Here is a 16,260-nt window from a genome sequence, read left to right on the forward strand (position 1 = left end):
TCCAATAGATCTAAAAATGGCTTATAAAAACAATGGCTGGGATCCCACCATTGCCTTTACGTACGGTTGCAAGCTATTTTTTGCTGTAGTCATCGATGATCTTTTTGAGATCAATGCCTTTACCCAAAACTGGCTTAAAGATATCGCCTTCACTTTCAAGTCGTTCCAGTGCATTAAAAATGGTGAAATCGCTCATCTTTAATCCTTTTTTCACTTCGTCCCAATGCAAGGGCATCGATACCGTTGCGCCGGGCTTTGGACGTACCGAGTACGCAGCAGCAATGGTAGCATGCGGTCTATTCTGCAGAAAATCCAGATACATCTTCCCTTTGCGGTCCTTGATGGTACGTTCCAACGTCGTATAGTCTGGAAGCTGTCGATTGATGAGCGTCACGATGACGCGGGCAAATTCTTTGGACTGGTCATACGTATATTTATTATTCAAAGGAATATAAATATGCAGACCGGTAGAGCCGCTTGTTTTGCAGTAGCAGGGTACATGCATGCTATCCAGTATTTCTTTGGTCACCTGTGCCGTCTCGATGACCTGATCAAATGAATTTTTACCAGGGTCAAGGTCGATAATACAAAAGGTCGGATGGTCCGGTTTTTTGACCGTACTGCTCCAGGGATTCATTTCGATGCAACCTAGATTGGCCATATACAGCAAGGTCGCCTCATCTTTCCCGACGAGGTACTGCTTGTCTTTGTCATCCGTTTCGCTTGTATATAAGTAGGTTTCTGCCCAATCGGGAGCACTATCGGTTACATTTTTAAAATAAAATCCCTCCCCTGTTATACCGTCGGGAAAACGGTTCATGCTCTGCGGTCTATCTTTTAAATAGGGCAATATATAGGGTGCGACCTGATGGTAGTAATTGATCAGGTCACGTTTTGCAATGTTCTCTTTGGGCCAAAAAATCTTATCGAGGTTGGTGAACTTGAGTTCATGCTTGTTGATTTTTTTGACCTGTGTTTGGTCCTTCGGATTCAGTAAAGTCTTTTTCATTTTTCCTGGAGCTACGGTTATTTGATCATCCGATCCGTCGACAACCTGACGGGTCGATACCTCTTTTTCCAATACGATGCTTTTGGGGTCCTTATCTTCCCGTAAACCGAGAAATGAGGGATGGCGCATCACAGCATCTGCTGTCATTTCTGTAAAGCTCACTTCGCAGATGAGCTGTGGTCTCAGCCACGTAACATCCGCATGCGGCGGATCTGGACGAAATCGCGAAGCTTTATTGACATCGGGCTTTGTACTAAAGGGAGAAGTTTTGCGGGTCAGCTTTTTAAATTTTTCAAGCAGCTCCAGTTGCAGTTTGTCACTAAAACCGGTGCCCACCTTGCCCGTGTAGACTAGGTCTTTGCCTTGGTAGACACCAACGAGGAGGCTACTGAATGCCTTACTGGAACCTTCATTTTTAGTGAAACCACCAATTAAGACCTCTTGTCGGCTGTTGGCTTTTATTTTCAACCAGTCTTTTGTTCTGCTATGGCTATGATAAAGGCTATCCATGCGTTTTGCCATAATCCCTTCCAATCCCATCTTCTTTGCCGATTCCAAAAATTTAATGCCTGAAGTGTAAAATGGAGTGCTCAATCTGATAAGATCACTTTCGGGCAAAATCTCTTCGAGTATCCCCTTTCTTTCGGACAAGGTCAGGTGTGTGAGGTCCTTGCCGTTGTACCATAAGATATCAAAGACATAATACAATAATTCTCCATCTGCTTCACTTCGCCAGTTCTGCAGGGCACCAAAATTGGCATGGCCCTCTTTTCCTACAACAACGACTTCACCATCTAAAACCGCGTCGAGCTTCATGGACTTCAGGGCTTGGTAGATGGGATAAAATTTTTCATTAAAGCTCTTATCATTGCGTGATTTGATCTCGACCTCTTCACCTTTCAGAAATGAAACGGCCCTGTAGCCATCCCATTTTACTTCGTACAGCCACCCATCATGGTCAAAAGGCTGGTCCGTAAGTGTCGCAAGCATCGGTTCTACGCGCCTATAAAATGCTTGTTTGGGGGCCTTTTTCAATAGTTTCGCTACATCGACATCCGTTCGCTCCGTTTCTCCAGCATCTGCGATCTGCTCGTCGATACGGGCAGCTGCTTTTTTCTTTCCAGCAGGTTTGTCCTTTGCCGTACTATCTTTTTTGATGATTTTCTTGCCATAGACGTGATCAGGGGACTTCTCCATCTGCGCAATACTTTTTTTAGAAATAACCGACTTGTCTTTTAGCGTGATATCTTTCTTACTGGCGTACTTATCCTTCAGTTTCATGAAGAGCCAGCTGTTTTCGGATTTCCCGTAAGCTTTCACCAGAGCAAATTCGCCTTTGAGCTTTTTACCGTTGAGTTTAAATTTCAATTTGCCGGCTTTTAACTGCTTTAACAGTTCTTTTTCTTGTTTTTTGAGGTCTCCCGCTACCGGTTCAGCAGGTTCGTAAGTCCCTTCATCCCAAACAATCACCGTACCACCCCCATATTGTCCTTTTGGGATGATGCCTTCAAAAGTCCTGTAATCATAAGGGTGATCTTCGACCATCATGGCCAGTCGCTTGATATCCGGATCGAGAGATGGGCCTTTCGGAACAGCCCAACTTTTGAGTACTCCCTCCATTTCCAGCCGAAAATCATAGTGCAAGTGGGAAGCATCATGTTTCTGGACTACGAACCGTAATTCCTGACCCGAAGATTGACCTCCAAAGGGTTCGGTGGTTTTATCCTGCGCTCGTTTTTCTCGGTATTGATCTAAAGCCATTGTTCAAGAGATTTAAGTTCAAAATGAAGATGCCTTATTCGTCTATTTTTTATCATGGACTGAAAAAAAGCTTGTCCGGACATGGATGTGCACATGTCCTGAAGACCATCTCCAGTATAACAAACTGACCACAAGAAAGTTCGAAAATGACAGATAACAATTGCATCCCAGCTATAAAATGATATCGAGAAACATCGCTTGTCAAAACAAGACAGGGATCCATCAAAGCAAGCTATAGCAGCAACGATCTGTGGTGAGGAACAGCCAATTGGTAAACTACTGCAATTTTTTAAAAATTTCGAGCATCGCATCCCGATCGATATGGGTCATATCAATCAGCTTTAAGGATTTGACCATGGGCAGCGTAGACGTTTTATAGTGTTCAAAATGAGGAGTCTTCAAGTGGGATTGGTAGGCTTCTTTATCGGCATAGATCTCTACAATTCGTACTTGGGTCGGATCTTCCTGTTGGTACATCGGAAAGATCGCGATGACGCCTGGTTCCAGAGCAACAGAAGCCGCGGCTTCCTCTTTCAGAATGGCTTGGTAAGCTTCCAGATATTCGGGCTGTATGGCTATTTCCGAGATCCGAACCATCATATCCGGCTTGATTACGGGTACCGCAGGTATATCGATCAGTTTCCTGACGGTATTGGCCTGTGTGGTACTCACATTTGTTTCGATGATTCCAGCCAGTTGTTCGAGTTGATGCTGCGTGACACCGGTATTCTTACCCATATGGATATGTGACTTTAACTGTGCTTCTACACCGGGCATGGATGCCAGTGCAGCAATGGTGACCAGTTCCCTTTGCTGATAATTCAGCACATCGCTTGCAAAAATATCGGCAAACAGATGTTCTTTCAAAAAAGCATCCATGCGCGGGGCAAATTCGCCAAAGCCAGGCGCTGGTTTAGCCTGCGCGGTCTTTGTCAGTTCTTCCAGCACTTTTCTGCCTTGCTCGTATTTGTCCTTTGTGCTGTTGTTGACCGTAATTTCCTGACCAGTTGCATCGACTATGCCACTGCGCTTTCTTTCATCCACAACAGTCATCAACATCTGGATCGCGTTGAGGCTTCTGGGGAAACCTGTATACGCGTAGAGCTGTACCAGTGCCTCTTTGATTTCATTTTGGGAAAGACCTGCATCCAAGCCCTTATGGAGTGCGGTATGGAGCTGGTCCATATTTCCGGTTGCAGTAGAAGCCGCAATGTTGATTAGGCCCTGCTGCTGGCCAGACAGCTCCGTCGTATGGTGTTGTGCATGTATCATCACTGTCGTGATCGAGAGCACAAAAACGAGTAGCGCCCTGAGTGGTTTGTTTTTGTATATCATAGTTTTTTATGAGTTAAATGCTCATTCCTTATTTTCCTATACAAAGCTCAGCTTTATAAGTTTAACTATTTTATATATATTACTGATTTATTTACCATTTTTACGGATTTAGCCGATCAGATGTTCATGCTATCCGCGCATTTCGTAATTTTGCTTTATAGTCATTTTTAACACGATGGATGAGATACACAGAATCGACACGGTCAAGCAGTATAATGACTCATTGGGAGTAGACACCCTCCATCCGCTGGTCAGTGTCGTGGATTTTGACAACATGCCGACTTACCACTATTTTAAGAGGTATATGGGTATTTATGCCATTTTTTTGAAATATATTAAATGTGGTGACATGCGCTATGGCAATCAGCCTTATGATTATGCGGATGGTACCCTGGTGTTTATAGCTCCGGGTCAGGTCTACGGAATCGAGGGCGAGGGCGAGCCGATTAAGCCACAGGGCAAAGCATTGGTCTTTCATCCTGACTTAATTGCAAACACGCATCTGGGCAGTAAAATAAAAGATTATCCGTTCTTTTCTTACGCAGTGCATGAAGCGCTCCATCTTTCTAAAAAAGAAAGGGTGGCTATTAACGATTGTTTTGATAAAATTGCCTATGAAACTGAGCAGAACCTGGACAAACATAGCAAAACGCTGCTCGTTTCTCATATCGAACTCTTTCTGAACTATTGTCTACGTTTTTATGATCGACAGTTTATCACGCGTAGCCACGCAAACAAGGATATCCTCTTTAGATTTGAACAGCTATTAGATGCCTATTTTCGATCTGAACAACCGCTGAAATTGGGCATACCCGCTGTACGTTACTGCGCAGATCAGCTCCATCTCTCGGCCAACTATTTTGGCGATCTGATTAAAAAGGAAACCGGGAGTACGGCATTGGATTACATTCAATCTAAAATAATCAATGAAGCGAAAATCATGTTAGGGGACAACAAAAAACAGATCAGTGAAGTTGCACAACAGTTGGGATTCACTTATCAGCAACATTTTACTCGTCTTTTTAAGCAAAAAACGGGCGTGACACCACATGAATTTAGAAATTCGAATTAAGCTCATGCTCTGAAATCAGGGCAGGAAAACAGTATTTTACGGAGTAGTTTTATGATAAGCATCCACAAAACAATCTGCTACGGAAAAACGAATAAGCTTATGCATGACACAGCATAAGCCTATTCATTTTTGCTATCTGCGCCTCCACTTCCCCAATAGCCTACTGGTGAGATAGCTCACGGCCGTACCGACCACGGCCATAAGTGCCGTCTGCAAGAGGTCGCCAAAGGAAAAGCTCGCGTAGATGGAACACAGCGTGCCACCGAGCGTCCCGATCCGGATATCATGCCCTTTCATCGGGCACCTCCTTTTCTTTTTGCGCGGTTCCCTTCTCCGTTGGCGGAGACTCCTCCGTTTCCTTTTTCTGTGGATCATCCAATACCGTTTCCACCACACCAAGCCCCAGTGCGATATATTTGAACATCTGTAAGGCCTTACCAGGCCATTTAATCGGCGCAAGCAGGACCACCTGCAGCGCACGGTTTATTTTTGTTATTATTTTTTTTATGTTTTGAATGTTAGTCAGAAGCTAGAAAGTGAAGGAGTTAGTAGGTTAGAAAGTCACTCCGTCACTTAATCACTCGTTACTTGGTCACTTATTACTCCGTTACCTGATCACTCGTTACTTGATCACTTCGTTACTTGGTTACTTGTTACTCCGTTACTTGATGACTCGTTACTTGGTTACTTGATCACTCCGTCACTTGATCACTCAGTCACTTGATCACTTCGTTACTTGGTCACTTAATCACCAAATACACCTCCTCACCTTTTTCCCAAAAAGCATAGACCAGTGACTTGAGTTTGGCCAGCGCTTGACCGCTTGCATGTCCTTTTCCTTCACCCGTGAGAGTGGTGACCGGAGCGATACAGCCCAACAGTTCTTTTTGTGCATCATTTGCAGCATGGATCAAGATCGCCTCCCGCCCCAACACATGCGGAATACCGATCTGCTCCCCATGTCTGGGGTAGCGCCGTTTTTGCAATCGATATTGACCCGTTGGGATGCAGCTGATCCGAGGGATATTATTCCGATCTGGCAGTTCGATCGTATGGCAGATCAGCTCACCGCGATAGGTCAAAGTTCCATTAGTTCCATTTGCTCCATACATCCGTTGGAGCAGCAGGATATGTTTCATTTTCATCATGTTGAATAACCTAAATATTGCGAACGTGCATATTTTTGTCCTGTCCGTTCTGCCACCATCAGATAGAGGTGCAGGCCATCATCCTGAAATTCGCTCAGCAAGGGTAAGATGACTTTGCCCTCGCGCCTCTTCCAGGTCAGCTCATTGACAAAAGCATACCCTTTTTCTACCTGATAGGCACAGAGCGTCAGGTAATCATCGGCAGCACTATATGCGGCAGGAAACCAGTGATGTGTCACCTCAATCCGGTCGGGGTAACGGTGTATCTGGTCAACCTGCACATCAGCCACTGTACCGATGCTCAGCAGCACTTTGGATGGATCCACCTGCGGCTCACCATCCACGATGTGGATCGCCGTACGGAGCAGATGGCCCAGCGCGAGCGCTGATGCCAATGATTTTTTTCGTTTAGCCTTTTCAGCATAGCCTTTCTCGACCAAGTCCTTCAGCGGAACCAGGTAGGCAATCGCCGCTTTAAATGCAGCCCGTACACGCTCCTGTGCAGGACTGACCCTTTTTTTTGCCATATCTATTGATCTTTTTAAATCAGGGGCCAAGCCAGATCGGCCTGGCCCCATAGGTGCATTAGTCGAGCTGTACCTCTCCCAGATACACACTTTTGGATACCCTGGTTTTCGACCGGTTGGACAAGAAAATCCAGGTGTGGACCGAACCTGTCTGCAGATGATCCGAAACGATAAAGTTGATTTCCCCATTGGCTCGCGTCCCCGGATTCGGAGTCGACATAAATTCATCTTTTTCCGGATGGTAAGCCAATACGTACACCAGGTCGTCGCCATAGGTCTTAAAGTTCTCGCTGACACCCGTATCCCAGGTGAAGCTGAGTTCACCTGCGGTGTACAGTACACCTAGCGTCCCTGCACCATACAGCGTACCATCGGAGATGCTGACCTTGGCATAGTCAAGTTCAAAGTTGGGGTAAGTCCCCCTGATCGCCTTTTTGAGATTAAACTGAAAAGCCGCATTGATTGGCGTTACTTTTTCCATATTTTTACGACCGAACCCGATCTGCAAAAAGACATTGATCGGCAGTAGAAAACGCATCAATGTTTTGAATTTTTCCTGCTGCACCATCTGCTGTTCAGACGATGGCTTGGATCTTTTTTTATAAAGACCCTTGATGTAGTTGATACTTTTCCAGCTACTTCCTATTACGGAGCCGGCTTTACCCTTAAAGCCACCATTTGCTCCATGTACAATTGTTCCCATATTTTTTTTATTCAAGTCAAGGTTGTTTTATACCGGTATCATCCATTGACATAACAAACATAAGACGCATTAAATCAGCAATCAATATCAATAAGTTGAAAGACCGATCCTTGACCGACCGGCATCGTGTTTTTGACCCATGTCCGACTGCATGCGACAGAAAATAAATTGAAAACAGGAAATTTTTGCGTCAAGAGATCCAGCAACAGCCCATCAATAGCAGACCAATTCCTGCCCATTGCCCAGCTCGCTTTGAGTCTGCTTCGAGTCCGCTTCGAGCTGGCTTCGACTTTTCATGCTGTTGTATCGAAGGAGCCTCGAAGCCCGGTCGAAGCGCACTGAAGAAAAGGTAGAAGTTGGTTAGAAGAAGGTATGAAGAAAACTAAAAAAACAGGAGAACAAAACCCCATTTTCCAGTTCCACAAAAAAATCGTCTCTCTAGGTCAGAGAGACGATCGATCAAACAGGTTGCATACAGCTCAACGTAAATCTGGCGCAAGCCTTACCCGCGATAATGCTGACGCAGCCGCTCGACATCCGCATCGCGGTAGTAGCGCTTGTTGCGGCTTCGTTTGGCGACACAGATATGCCCGTCGCGTTGCAGACGATAGAGCGTCTCGGTCGAAATACCGACGTAAGATTTGACATAGGCCGCATCCCGGAGCAGCACATCGTGCTGTTCCATCTGCTCGCGCAGGTCGAGGTAGGTAGCCAGTTTGCGTTTGGTAGCCAAGAGCTCCAACAAGATCAATTTTTGGGCAAAGGAATGCCCTGGGCTTATGAACAAGCCCCTTAAAAAGCGATTTTTACACATAGGATTATTTTTAGGGTTATAAGCGGATAAGTCGTTTATTCCAGTTGATCAAAGCCACTGATATTTATTTTTCGGCCCTTGCTAATGGGCAATTTTGTTTGCGGTCCCTCCGAGAGGATCAGTCTACTTCCTTTTACTTCAAGCGCGAACCTAAAATTGACAATAAATCCCCGATGGATTCGGACAAAATAAGACTTGGGCATAATAGCCTCGACCTTATTCATGGTGATCCGCGCTGTGATGATCTCCTCCCGGGTCACAATATCGACGTAGTTTTCAGCACTGGTGATGTAGATGATATTTTTAAAATGCACAATCCTCGAGTAGCCATCTTTCACTTCAAACAGGTAGTATTCCAGCTCATACTGCGTATAGATATTGACCGATACATTCATCACCTTCAGGCAGCGTAAAAAAGAATTGGTGACATCTGCATATTTGGCCGGTTTCAGCAGATAGTCTACCGCAGCGAGTTTGAATCCATCCAATGCAAATTGGGTATGGACACTGACCAAAACAAGTGCCGGACGATCCATTTGGGGCAATAATGTGTACAGCTCCAACCCGGAGATATCGGGCATCTCAATATCCAGGAATAAGATATCCGGCTTATTTTTAAGCAGATACTTTGCCCCTGCCACACCATTATAAAAGACCTCGATATGACCGACATCATCGATTTCTTGGAGATGTTTCACTAAGTTATCAGCATCAGCCTGATTATCATCAATGACTACAATGGAATACTTGGGCATAGGTTACTTAAAAAATGATAATTTGACACTAAAAAATGATTCATGCTCGATCGCATATTCCAGATGTATGCGATCGTTCTGACAGGATTCGTAGAGTCTGTTGACCAATCTCAGGCCGTTTCCTGTGCCCCTTTTAATATTTGTCACCGCGATGGTATTGCGGATCTCCAGTACGACCCTATCCAGCTGAATGGTCCAGGTCAGCACGATGGGATCTTCTGATCCGTCCGTGCTATAGGTAACGGCATTTTCGATCCAGGTCATCAAGGACAGGGACGGCACAGAGCGGTTCCAGATCTGTTGGGGCACTTGCTCCTCGCCCTGGATCACAAACTGGCGATCAGAACATAAGGCGAGCATACGTTTCACAAAAGACCACTCTTCTTCCAGCGCAACCCGTACCTGTTGCGCCACCAGTTTGTTGCTGATGGACTGGAAAAAATCCAGCACTTCGACATCCACCTCCTTTTTCCCTCTGGCGGTCAATTGATACATTCTCCGTAAAAAATGACCCGATAGTAAACTGCTATCCGCCCGATCGCGCATCATCCGTTCAAGGCACCTGCTCTGGATCTTTACGATCAGCCAATTGAAGAAATAATAGTCTACCGCGATCAATAACAGGATAAAGAATAAGCCCTGAAAAATCTTTTTCAGCAATATCCAGCTATGGTGATCTTTCCATTCGGAATAGAAAACCACTTTGACTGCCGGCAACAGGACATAATAGTACGATTTGACCATCCAAAAACTGCCCAAAATGAGTAGCGCACAAAGAATGATCCACCCCAATTGACGTACAGAATAGCGCACCAGCAGATGAAAAAAAACAAAGCAGATGCAGTAATAGATCAGATATGGCGCTACAAATAAGAGGAATATATAAAGAGGACGTCCCGTCAACGTACCTATGGTTCTTAGATACAAAAGGATACCAATTAGAAACATCCCCAACAAACAGCGGTAATATAAATTATAAAGATAAGTCGCGTACTTAATGCTGATATTCATGACAGTAAAAGGCTTATGGTTAATCTAAAATACAAAAATTTATTTATTCTTACAAGACAATTCATAAAACCCCTTTGTAGATAAATCAAACAGATAAGCTTTATCCCTGCAGGTAAAAGGAATAAACCAACTCCCTAATGCGTCGTTGGCGGTCGCAATCTCTGGAGCTTTGGCCGGCATATAGCGGTGCAGTAAAGTCCAATTTTCCCAAGCTGTCCAGTCTTGCTCGATCATCGCCTGAAACGTTTGCTGCAGCACCGAACAAGCTCTTGATATGGCATCGGGATGATGCTGATCTTCAGGTATAAGCACCTGCTGAGGTTCACGCATATGCCAAAACTGCTGGTCATCATTTCCCTTCCTTTCCATATGCGTGACGGCGACGGAAATGCCAAAGCGTTGTGCAATTTTCAGGATATTGATCCGCCAATACAAATAATGCGCAGCAAAATCGATCCTTACTTTTGCTTCTTGATCTTGATCCGCATGTTTGGCCAGGGACTCGTTGGCGTCCAAGAAAACCAGTACCACCCGTTGACGGGCTGCGGCGCGACAGATCTTGCGCAGCACCAGAGGGTCATGTGCATCCAGACACTCCAAACGATCTGGACACATTCCCGCAGCATCCAGTTCTTTTCGATACTGCTCGGATTCCCGCTCCAGGCCATCTGTCGAGAGCAATAGCGTCACTTGATAGCCCCTCGCTAGCAAATATCGCGGTAGCAGCCGATAAGGCCCATAGTGAAAAGTCAAGATCATGCCGGCATCGATCGCACCCGTCATCTGATTGTTTAAATCTTGCTGCAGCTGTGCAAGGGTTATACGGCTATATGCTGCTTTAAACTGTTGTTTATGCTTGAGCCAGCGCTGGTAGCCCTGCTGCAAATCCGATACGGGTCTTTCTGGAAAAAATGGATAAACATTGCCCAGCCAGAGCAGGCGTTTTAGATTATTTCGTTCTTGTTCGTTCATTGTTTTCTTGCTAAAACCGATCCTGCAGCAACTGCAGCAGGATCGGTCATTAAAAAATCATCTCATTAAATCGATACAGGCCAACATTTGTCAGCACCAATATCACCCAAAATGGGGTCATCTTCCATGAGGTCGAAGACGGTGTAGCCCGCGATCCAGATGTCATCCAGCGTTTGCATGTCGTTTTCCATCATTTTCAATTTTAAGTTAAACCATATATTCATTTATCAGCTGATACCCAAAAATGCAGAAGATTTTGATCAATAGCGATTTGGGGGAAATATGATCAAAAAGGCAGTGTGAATGGTTAAAAGCAGCATGAGTTCTATCTGAAATTACCATTCATCCCTCATATTGGTCATTCACACCTGATATAGGTTAGTTTTCCCTGAATACATGGATCTAAAAAAGTATTGTATATATTATGGGTCTTTTTTTTCTCCTGTTGAGGCTTAAAACAAGGATCAATGTAGTCATCTTGCTGGTCTGCACGGTGTCATGATGTTCAATTTTATCGGAACCGCTTGATGAAAATATGGGTTGAGCACTAAGAATGGAGCAGATCTGGGGGAAGAGCTTTGCAGGAAATCGGATGTAAGAGTTAGGGTCTGATTTCAGGATCAGTAAGCTTTGTATTCGGAGGTCCTTTAATGTAGATGGCCGAGATAGGTTTAACGCGACCCGTATACTCGAAATTTACGTTGATTCCAACGTCTTATGAAGACCTGTCCGTTTTCAAATCTGTAAAAACAGGTATCTCGCTCTTTTTCATAAGGTCTGATGAGCGTAAAGCACTCCCCTTCTGGCAACTCTATAATCTCATGTATGGTGTCTGCCGCAACAAAATGCGAAGTTCCTTCTTTTCTTTCATGTATTGATGACGTATAAGTTCCGTCTTCATGTATCTCATAAATTCTTTCCACATAACTGCCTTTCAAAATATGCGTGGTAAAACTGAATGGATGATCATGAATATGTTCATGTTGATCTTTTTGGCTGAAATGATGAATGACGGCATCAAAAGGCAAACCCTTCAAGTGGTGCTTCATAAATACAGCATTCATTTTTTCACGTTTGGTCTTAATATGAATCATGTTTTTTAATTTATATTTTATGGGTACTCATTTCAAGTCGAAACAAGACTAGCCGGCTCCTCTTTTTTCCCGCGCGCTCATTTTTCGATTTATAAAAATAATGAAAAAATAGCAGTTCCAATTATCCATGGATTTTATTATCGCTAACTTCAATCGATAAAATATGATGGCGATGCATACCTGCCGTTGATCATACCTATTTTATCAAATACATGTGAACGAATTGGTATTTGAATTGTATTTATTTGTAAGTTCTTGGTTTTTCTGAAGTGACGCAAGCGACATCTTTCAGGTGATGGATAACGCGTTATTTATCAATAAGATCTAAATGCATACTGACATACATATAATATGATGAAAAATACCGCACAACATGCTCCTTTTTTCTCTCGAGCAGCGATCTCGCCGCGTGTGAAATGCAGCATAGTAATTCCGGTTAAGAACGAGGAAACCTATATTTTAAAAACACTCGGTTGCTTTGCTTTGCAAGTTGATCGATCAGGTAAACCATTAGATCCCCATATATTTGAAGTATTAGTTTTGGCTAATAATTGTACGGACCGCTCCGTCAACTACATTAAAGATTTTCAACATGACCATCCACACCTTCATATTCATTTGGAGGAAGTGACATTGGGGCCCAGCGAAGCCAATATCGGCTATATCCGCAGAAAACTGATGGAAAGTGCCTTTGTGAGACTATCCCAAAATGGCGGTGGCACAATTTTGACGACAGATGGTGATACCCTTGTAGCAGCAGACTGGATTGCGCAGACACATTGGGAAATTGAACATGGTGCCGAGGTCGTCGGAGGAAGAATATTACTTGCTGATGAAGAATTTGAAGGTCTTGACCCATGTACTCGTCTATATCATCTGAAAGACGAAAAATATAACCTATTAATAGCTGAACTGGAAGGAAAAATCATCAATCCCGCTGTAGACCCTGTTCCGAGACATCATCAGCATTTTAATGGAAGTTTTGCCATTACCTCAGATTGTTACGCTCGATCTGGAGGAGTTCCTGTTGTAGAACATCTTGAGGACTGTGCTTTTTTTGAACAATTGCAACGTATAGATGCCAAAATTCGGCATAGCCACAACGTCAAGGTCCATACATCTGCGAGATGTATCGGTAGGGCCGAAATTGGTCTTTCTTATCAATTGAATGCATGGAAAAATTTAGGAGACCAGATGGAACAATATTTTGTAGAGTCGTGTGCATCCATTAGCTATCGGCTCCAGCTTAAGAAAAGTCTTCTGAATCTCTGGGAACGAAAATACCAACCCGAGTTAGACCTCTACAGCGAGCTGAAAACCATCTTTCCTGACGTCGCCATCGATGATGATGGATATACCTCTTTCTATGATACTCGATATTTTGGAGCATGGTATGAACAGTTAATTCAGATCAAACAGATACAGGATCAACAGCAATTTCCTCCTGTGCCTATTGATACAGCAATTGAAGCATTACAGATCAAGGTGCAGGAATACGCTGATCATGATTTCGCCCACACATCAATTCTATAGCGGTCTGCTCTGTTGGAGAACATCCGTTTCATCTTGTCTTTCATCAATTGCTCAAAAAGATCGTGTACTTGATCACCTGTTTGCGGATAATCGTGAACTTCAGGCAGCCAATGGACGAGAACAATATGACCTCCAGATACCAATCGTTCATATAAAGATCCTATAGCAGATCTCCAATCGCTTGCTGATAAATAATAGGCAACTTCGGAGATCATGATCAGATTAAATTGCTCTGTCGGTAATTCCTTTGGAAAACTTGCTTTTTTAAACGTTACATTCCTGACGTGTTCGCATCGTCTAGTGGCAATATCCAACGCTTTTTGCGAAACATCTATAGCCAGTAAATGGGTACATCGTTGCGCGAGAAGCCGCGTAAGAACGCCGATCGAACACCCCACCTCTAAAACTCGCTCCTCCTGTTTATTCGGAAGAGCCGCAATGGTTGCGGCATACTTGGCCGCCTCGTATGCACTGGTTTCAAAATCCCAGGGGTCTTCGTTACGGTCATAGACAGCAGTGAAATAGTCAGCTGGTAACGATTGTTTTTCCTCCATCACTTGGATATAAAAAATGTTTCATACGGGACATTAAATTGACTCAGCATGTGCTCAGAAAGGCGAAATCCAGCTGGATCGTCACTGATCAGATCCGTGATTTGAGAACGGTGCCGTGAGATCGCCTCTCGTTTTTTATGCAGTACCGTACTGATATCTAAGCGAAAGGGCACTGCCTCTTCTATCTTCGGTGCATCGTCCGTCTCGCCCAATTGTTCAAGCCAAATCGGATATTCATATATTTTTGCAGTTGCAGTACGAGCAGCATCGACGATTTGATAAGCCGCTTGATGATCCGGATGTGGATCTCGGCGCCAAGGAACAAATATACTTTGCGGTTGTACGATCGATAGCAGTTTAGCGATATTTTGTACGGCTCCTTCAAATCTTTCGGTATGCATCGAAGGCACATCTCTGTCTGGATATCGGCAAAAAATAATATTTTCAGCAGGTACACCCAGTATTTCAGCGGCATCCAGCAGTTCGCTCTCGCGCAAATCTCTCAGCTTTTCGGCTGGATAGGCTTTGCTGTTTGGATGTGATCGTGTTCCGTCGCTCAACAGGACGATATATACCCTCTGCCCATATTTGCGCAATAGGGAGATCACTCCTCCACATCCTAAACTTTCATCATCTGCATGCGGAGCAACAATAAGTGTCGTCCCAAATCCTGTGACGCATTGTTCTGGCGCCATTGGAATAAGATTAAAATATTCTTGATTCATCATTTTTTCTTTTTATAAACATGGAGGTTCCACCGGTCGAACGCAGCAGTACCAGTCTGTACCAGATATGCGCCAACATCTGCCAATACGGCATCGGGCGCGGGTTGCCGCAGATAGGTGCTCAGATCGCGGATGATTCTGTCGAAATGATAGGGTTTGTTGAGCCCGCGGGCACCGACACATTTTTGACAGAGATTCATGATATCGATGCAGATCTGCTCGATAGCGGTTCGCATCATATGGACATAAATCATCAAACTTTTTTCCTCCTCTCTACTTGGATTTTTCATATACTGATCCATTCTGCTGGCTGCAGCAATCAACCACAGATTTCCTGCTTCAACCGAAATTGCCATCTGACCTAAACGTGTATTTTGAAAGGGATCTGTTGTCCGGTGCAGACTGACAAGATATTTCCTCGTTTCCTCCAGCAGCTGTTCAGCCGCTCCCAACTGAACCGCTGCGAAGCGTACCGCCCCAGTGCTAAAACCAGGTTGCTCATAATATTCACCTGCTGATCCGAGTAGATCTATTGTTTCAATTGGAGCTTTGTTAAAAGTCATTTTAAAACTTCTGCTCGACTTCATTCCCATAGGATCCCACCAGCTGGGATCACTGACTGCAGCTACTTGCTCAAGAGGGACAACACACATTTGCCAAGATCCATCATTTTTTGAAGCGGTCACGATGGGTCGGGACACATAATCAGTGCCTGTCGCAAAGGTTTTAGATCCATCTAACCTATATATGCCTTTTTTATTTTTTGATAATACGGTACCATCCTCCGCTTGTGTATTCCAGACTGCAAAAAGCCTACCTTGCGATGCGTCTGCCGCAAATCGCTTTCTTTGCTTTTCACTGCCAAATTGATGGATCAAGATCTGCGCATTGATATGTCCTTCGAGGACCCTTCCCATGACTAAGTTGCCTCTTCCCAAATTTTTCAAAATGGTCAGCAATGCTAAATTACTACCGGGTACCAGTCCTAAATTCTGTCCACCATATTGCTTTGGCATACTGGCCCTTAAAAGCTTTGCATCTTTTAGTTTTGTCAAAGCTTTTTCGGGAAAGGAAAGGACATCGTCCGTTTCTGCAGCTTCAACCAATGCTGACTGTCCAATCCTATACGCAGCACGTACTAATGCTGCTAGTCTGGATTTATTGAGGTTGTTATGATTATTTTTCAAACGCTATTTGATTCAAAATAATGGATAAAGATAATAGCTACTGCTCCTCGTCTATTGATA

At 44.2% G+C, this 16,260-nt stretch carries 17 protein-coding genes; 2 read left to right on the forward strand and 15 right to left on the reverse strand.

Translation table 11 applies throughout. The features are described from left to right. Nucleotides 1-73: 73 nt before the first annotated feature. Both ligD and AC06G9_RS11985 read right to left on the reverse strand, forming a co-directional pair. Complete coding sequence (ligD, locus tag AC06G9_RS11980) at nt 74-2,770, reverse strand: DNA ligase D (RefSeq protein ID WP_480956284.1); 2,697 nt, start codon at nt 2,768-2,770, stop codon at nt 74-76. A 276-nt stretch (nt 2,771-3,046) separates the two neighbouring features. Beyond that, nucleotides 3,047-4,105 carry a carboxymuconolactone decarboxylase family protein gene (locus tag AC06G9_RS11985; protein WP_480956285.1) on the reverse strand — a complete coding sequence of 353 codons (1,059 nt, stop codon included), beginning with the start codon at nt 4,103-4,105 and terminating at the stop codon, nt 3,047-3,049. A gap of 175 nt (nt 4,106-4,280) precedes the next feature. Between AC06G9_RS11985 and AC06G9_RS11990 the strand changes: the two genes are divergently transcribed. Further along, nucleotides 4,281-5,177, forward strand: coding sequence for a helix-turn-helix domain-containing protein (locus AC06G9_RS11990; RefSeq protein ID WP_346569631.1), 897 nt, complete (start codon nt 4,281-4,283; stop codon nt 5,175-5,177). A gap of 283 nt (nt 5,178-5,460) precedes the next feature. Here AC06G9_RS11990 and AC06G9_RS11995 read toward each other — a convergent pair whose 3' ends face one another. From AC06G9_RS11995 to AC06G9_RS12040, 10 genes are all read right to left on the reverse strand, one after another. Continuing rightward, nucleotides 5,461-5,646 (reverse strand): hypothetical protein, encoded by a 186-nt coding sequence (locus AC06G9_RS11995; RefSeq protein ID WP_480956286.1) that lies wholly within the window; start codon nt 5,644-5,646, stop codon nt 5,461-5,463. A 271-nt stretch (nt 5,647-5,917) separates the two neighbouring features. Continuing rightward, entirely contained in the window at nt 5,918-6,316 is a 399-nt protein-coding gene (locus AC06G9_RS12000; protein ID WP_480956287.1) for a DUF5675 family protein, read from the reverse strand. 5 nt (nt 6,317-6,321) lie between these two features. Then, on the reverse strand, nt 6,322-6,852 hold the full coding sequence (locus tag AC06G9_RS12005) for a DUF6266 family protein (protein ID WP_480956288.1): 531 nt from the start codon (nt 6,850-6,852) through the stop codon (nt 6,322-6,324). A gap of 58 nt (nt 6,853-6,910) precedes the next feature. After that, the gene (locus tag AC06G9_RS12010) at nt 6,911-7,555 is read right to left on the reverse strand and encodes a DUF6266 family protein (protein WP_248753615.1); all 645 of its coding nucleotides are present in this window, start codon (nt 7,553-7,555) and stop codon (nt 6,911-6,913) included. 502 nt (nt 7,556-8,057) lie between these two features. After that, nucleotides 8,058-8,369: a MerR family transcriptional regulator gene (locus tag AC06G9_RS12015; RefSeq protein ID WP_480956289.1), complete on the reverse strand. Its 312-nt coding sequence runs from the start codon at nt 8,367-8,369 to the stop codon at nt 8,058-8,060. 35 nt (nt 8,370-8,404) lie between these two features. Beyond that, complete coding sequence (locus tag AC06G9_RS12020) at nt 8,405-9,124, reverse strand: LytR/AlgR family response regulator transcription factor (protein ID WP_346569636.1); 720 nt, start codon at nt 9,122-9,124, stop codon at nt 8,405-8,407. Between the two features lie 3 nt (nt 9,125-9,127). Further along, the gene (locus tag AC06G9_RS12025; RefSeq protein ID WP_480956290.1) at nt 9,128-10,135 is read right to left on the reverse strand and encodes a hypothetical protein; all 1,008 of its coding nucleotides are present in this window, start codon (nt 10,133-10,135) and stop codon (nt 9,128-9,130) included. 39 nt (nt 10,136-10,174) lie between these two features. Next, nucleotides 10,175-11,107, reverse strand: coding sequence for a hypothetical protein (locus AC06G9_RS12030; protein WP_480956291.1), 933 nt, complete (start codon nt 11,105-11,107; stop codon nt 10,175-10,177). Between the two features lie 65 nt (nt 11,108-11,172). Then, nucleotides 11,173-11,301, reverse strand: coding sequence for a hypothetical protein (locus AC06G9_RS12035; protein WP_480956292.1), 129 nt, complete (start codon nt 11,299-11,301; stop codon nt 11,173-11,175). A gap of 477 nt (nt 11,302-11,778) precedes the next feature. Beyond that, nucleotides 11,779-12,201 (reverse strand): hypothetical protein, encoded by a 423-nt coding sequence (locus AC06G9_RS12040; RefSeq protein ID WP_346569640.1) that lies wholly within the window; start codon nt 12,199-12,201, stop codon nt 11,779-11,781. 351 nt (nt 12,202-12,552) lie between these two features. Between AC06G9_RS12040 and AC06G9_RS12045 the strand changes: the two genes are divergently transcribed. After that, nucleotides 12,553-13,734 (forward strand): glycosyltransferase family 2 protein, encoded by a 1,182-nt coding sequence (locus AC06G9_RS12045; protein ID WP_480956293.1) that lies wholly within the window; start codon nt 12,553-12,555, stop codon nt 13,732-13,734. Here AC06G9_RS12045 and AC06G9_RS12050 read toward each other — a convergent pair. Genes AC06G9_RS12050 through AC06G9_RS12060 form a run of 3 tightly spaced genes read right to left on the reverse strand, consistent with a single transcriptional unit; the run spans nt 13,704 to nt 16,200 of the window. Continuing rightward, a complete protein-coding gene (locus tag AC06G9_RS12050; RefSeq protein WP_480956294.1) occupies nt 13,704-14,288 on the reverse strand; it encodes a class I SAM-dependent DNA methyltransferase in 585 nt (194 codons plus the stop codon). The two genes, AC06G9_RS12045 and AC06G9_RS12050, sit on opposite strands and share 31 nt — an antisense overlap. After that, the gene (locus AC06G9_RS12055) at nt 14,288-15,016 is read right to left on the reverse strand and encodes a PIG-L deacetylase family protein (protein ID WP_480956295.1); all 729 of its coding nucleotides are present in this window, start codon (nt 15,014-15,016) and stop codon (nt 14,288-14,290) included. Before AC06G9_RS12055 ends, AC06G9_RS12050 begins: the two co-directional genes overlap by 1 nt. After that, nucleotides 15,013-16,200 (reverse strand): acyl-CoA dehydrogenase family protein, encoded by a 1,188-nt coding sequence (locus tag AC06G9_RS12060; protein ID WP_480956296.1) that lies wholly within the window; start codon nt 16,198-16,200, stop codon nt 15,013-15,015. Before AC06G9_RS12060 ends, AC06G9_RS12055 begins: the two co-directional genes overlap by 4 nt. Between the last annotated feature and the right edge of the window lie 60 nt (nt 16,201-16,260).

It is taken from the genome of Sphingobacterium sp. MAE, from assembly GCF_056711605.1.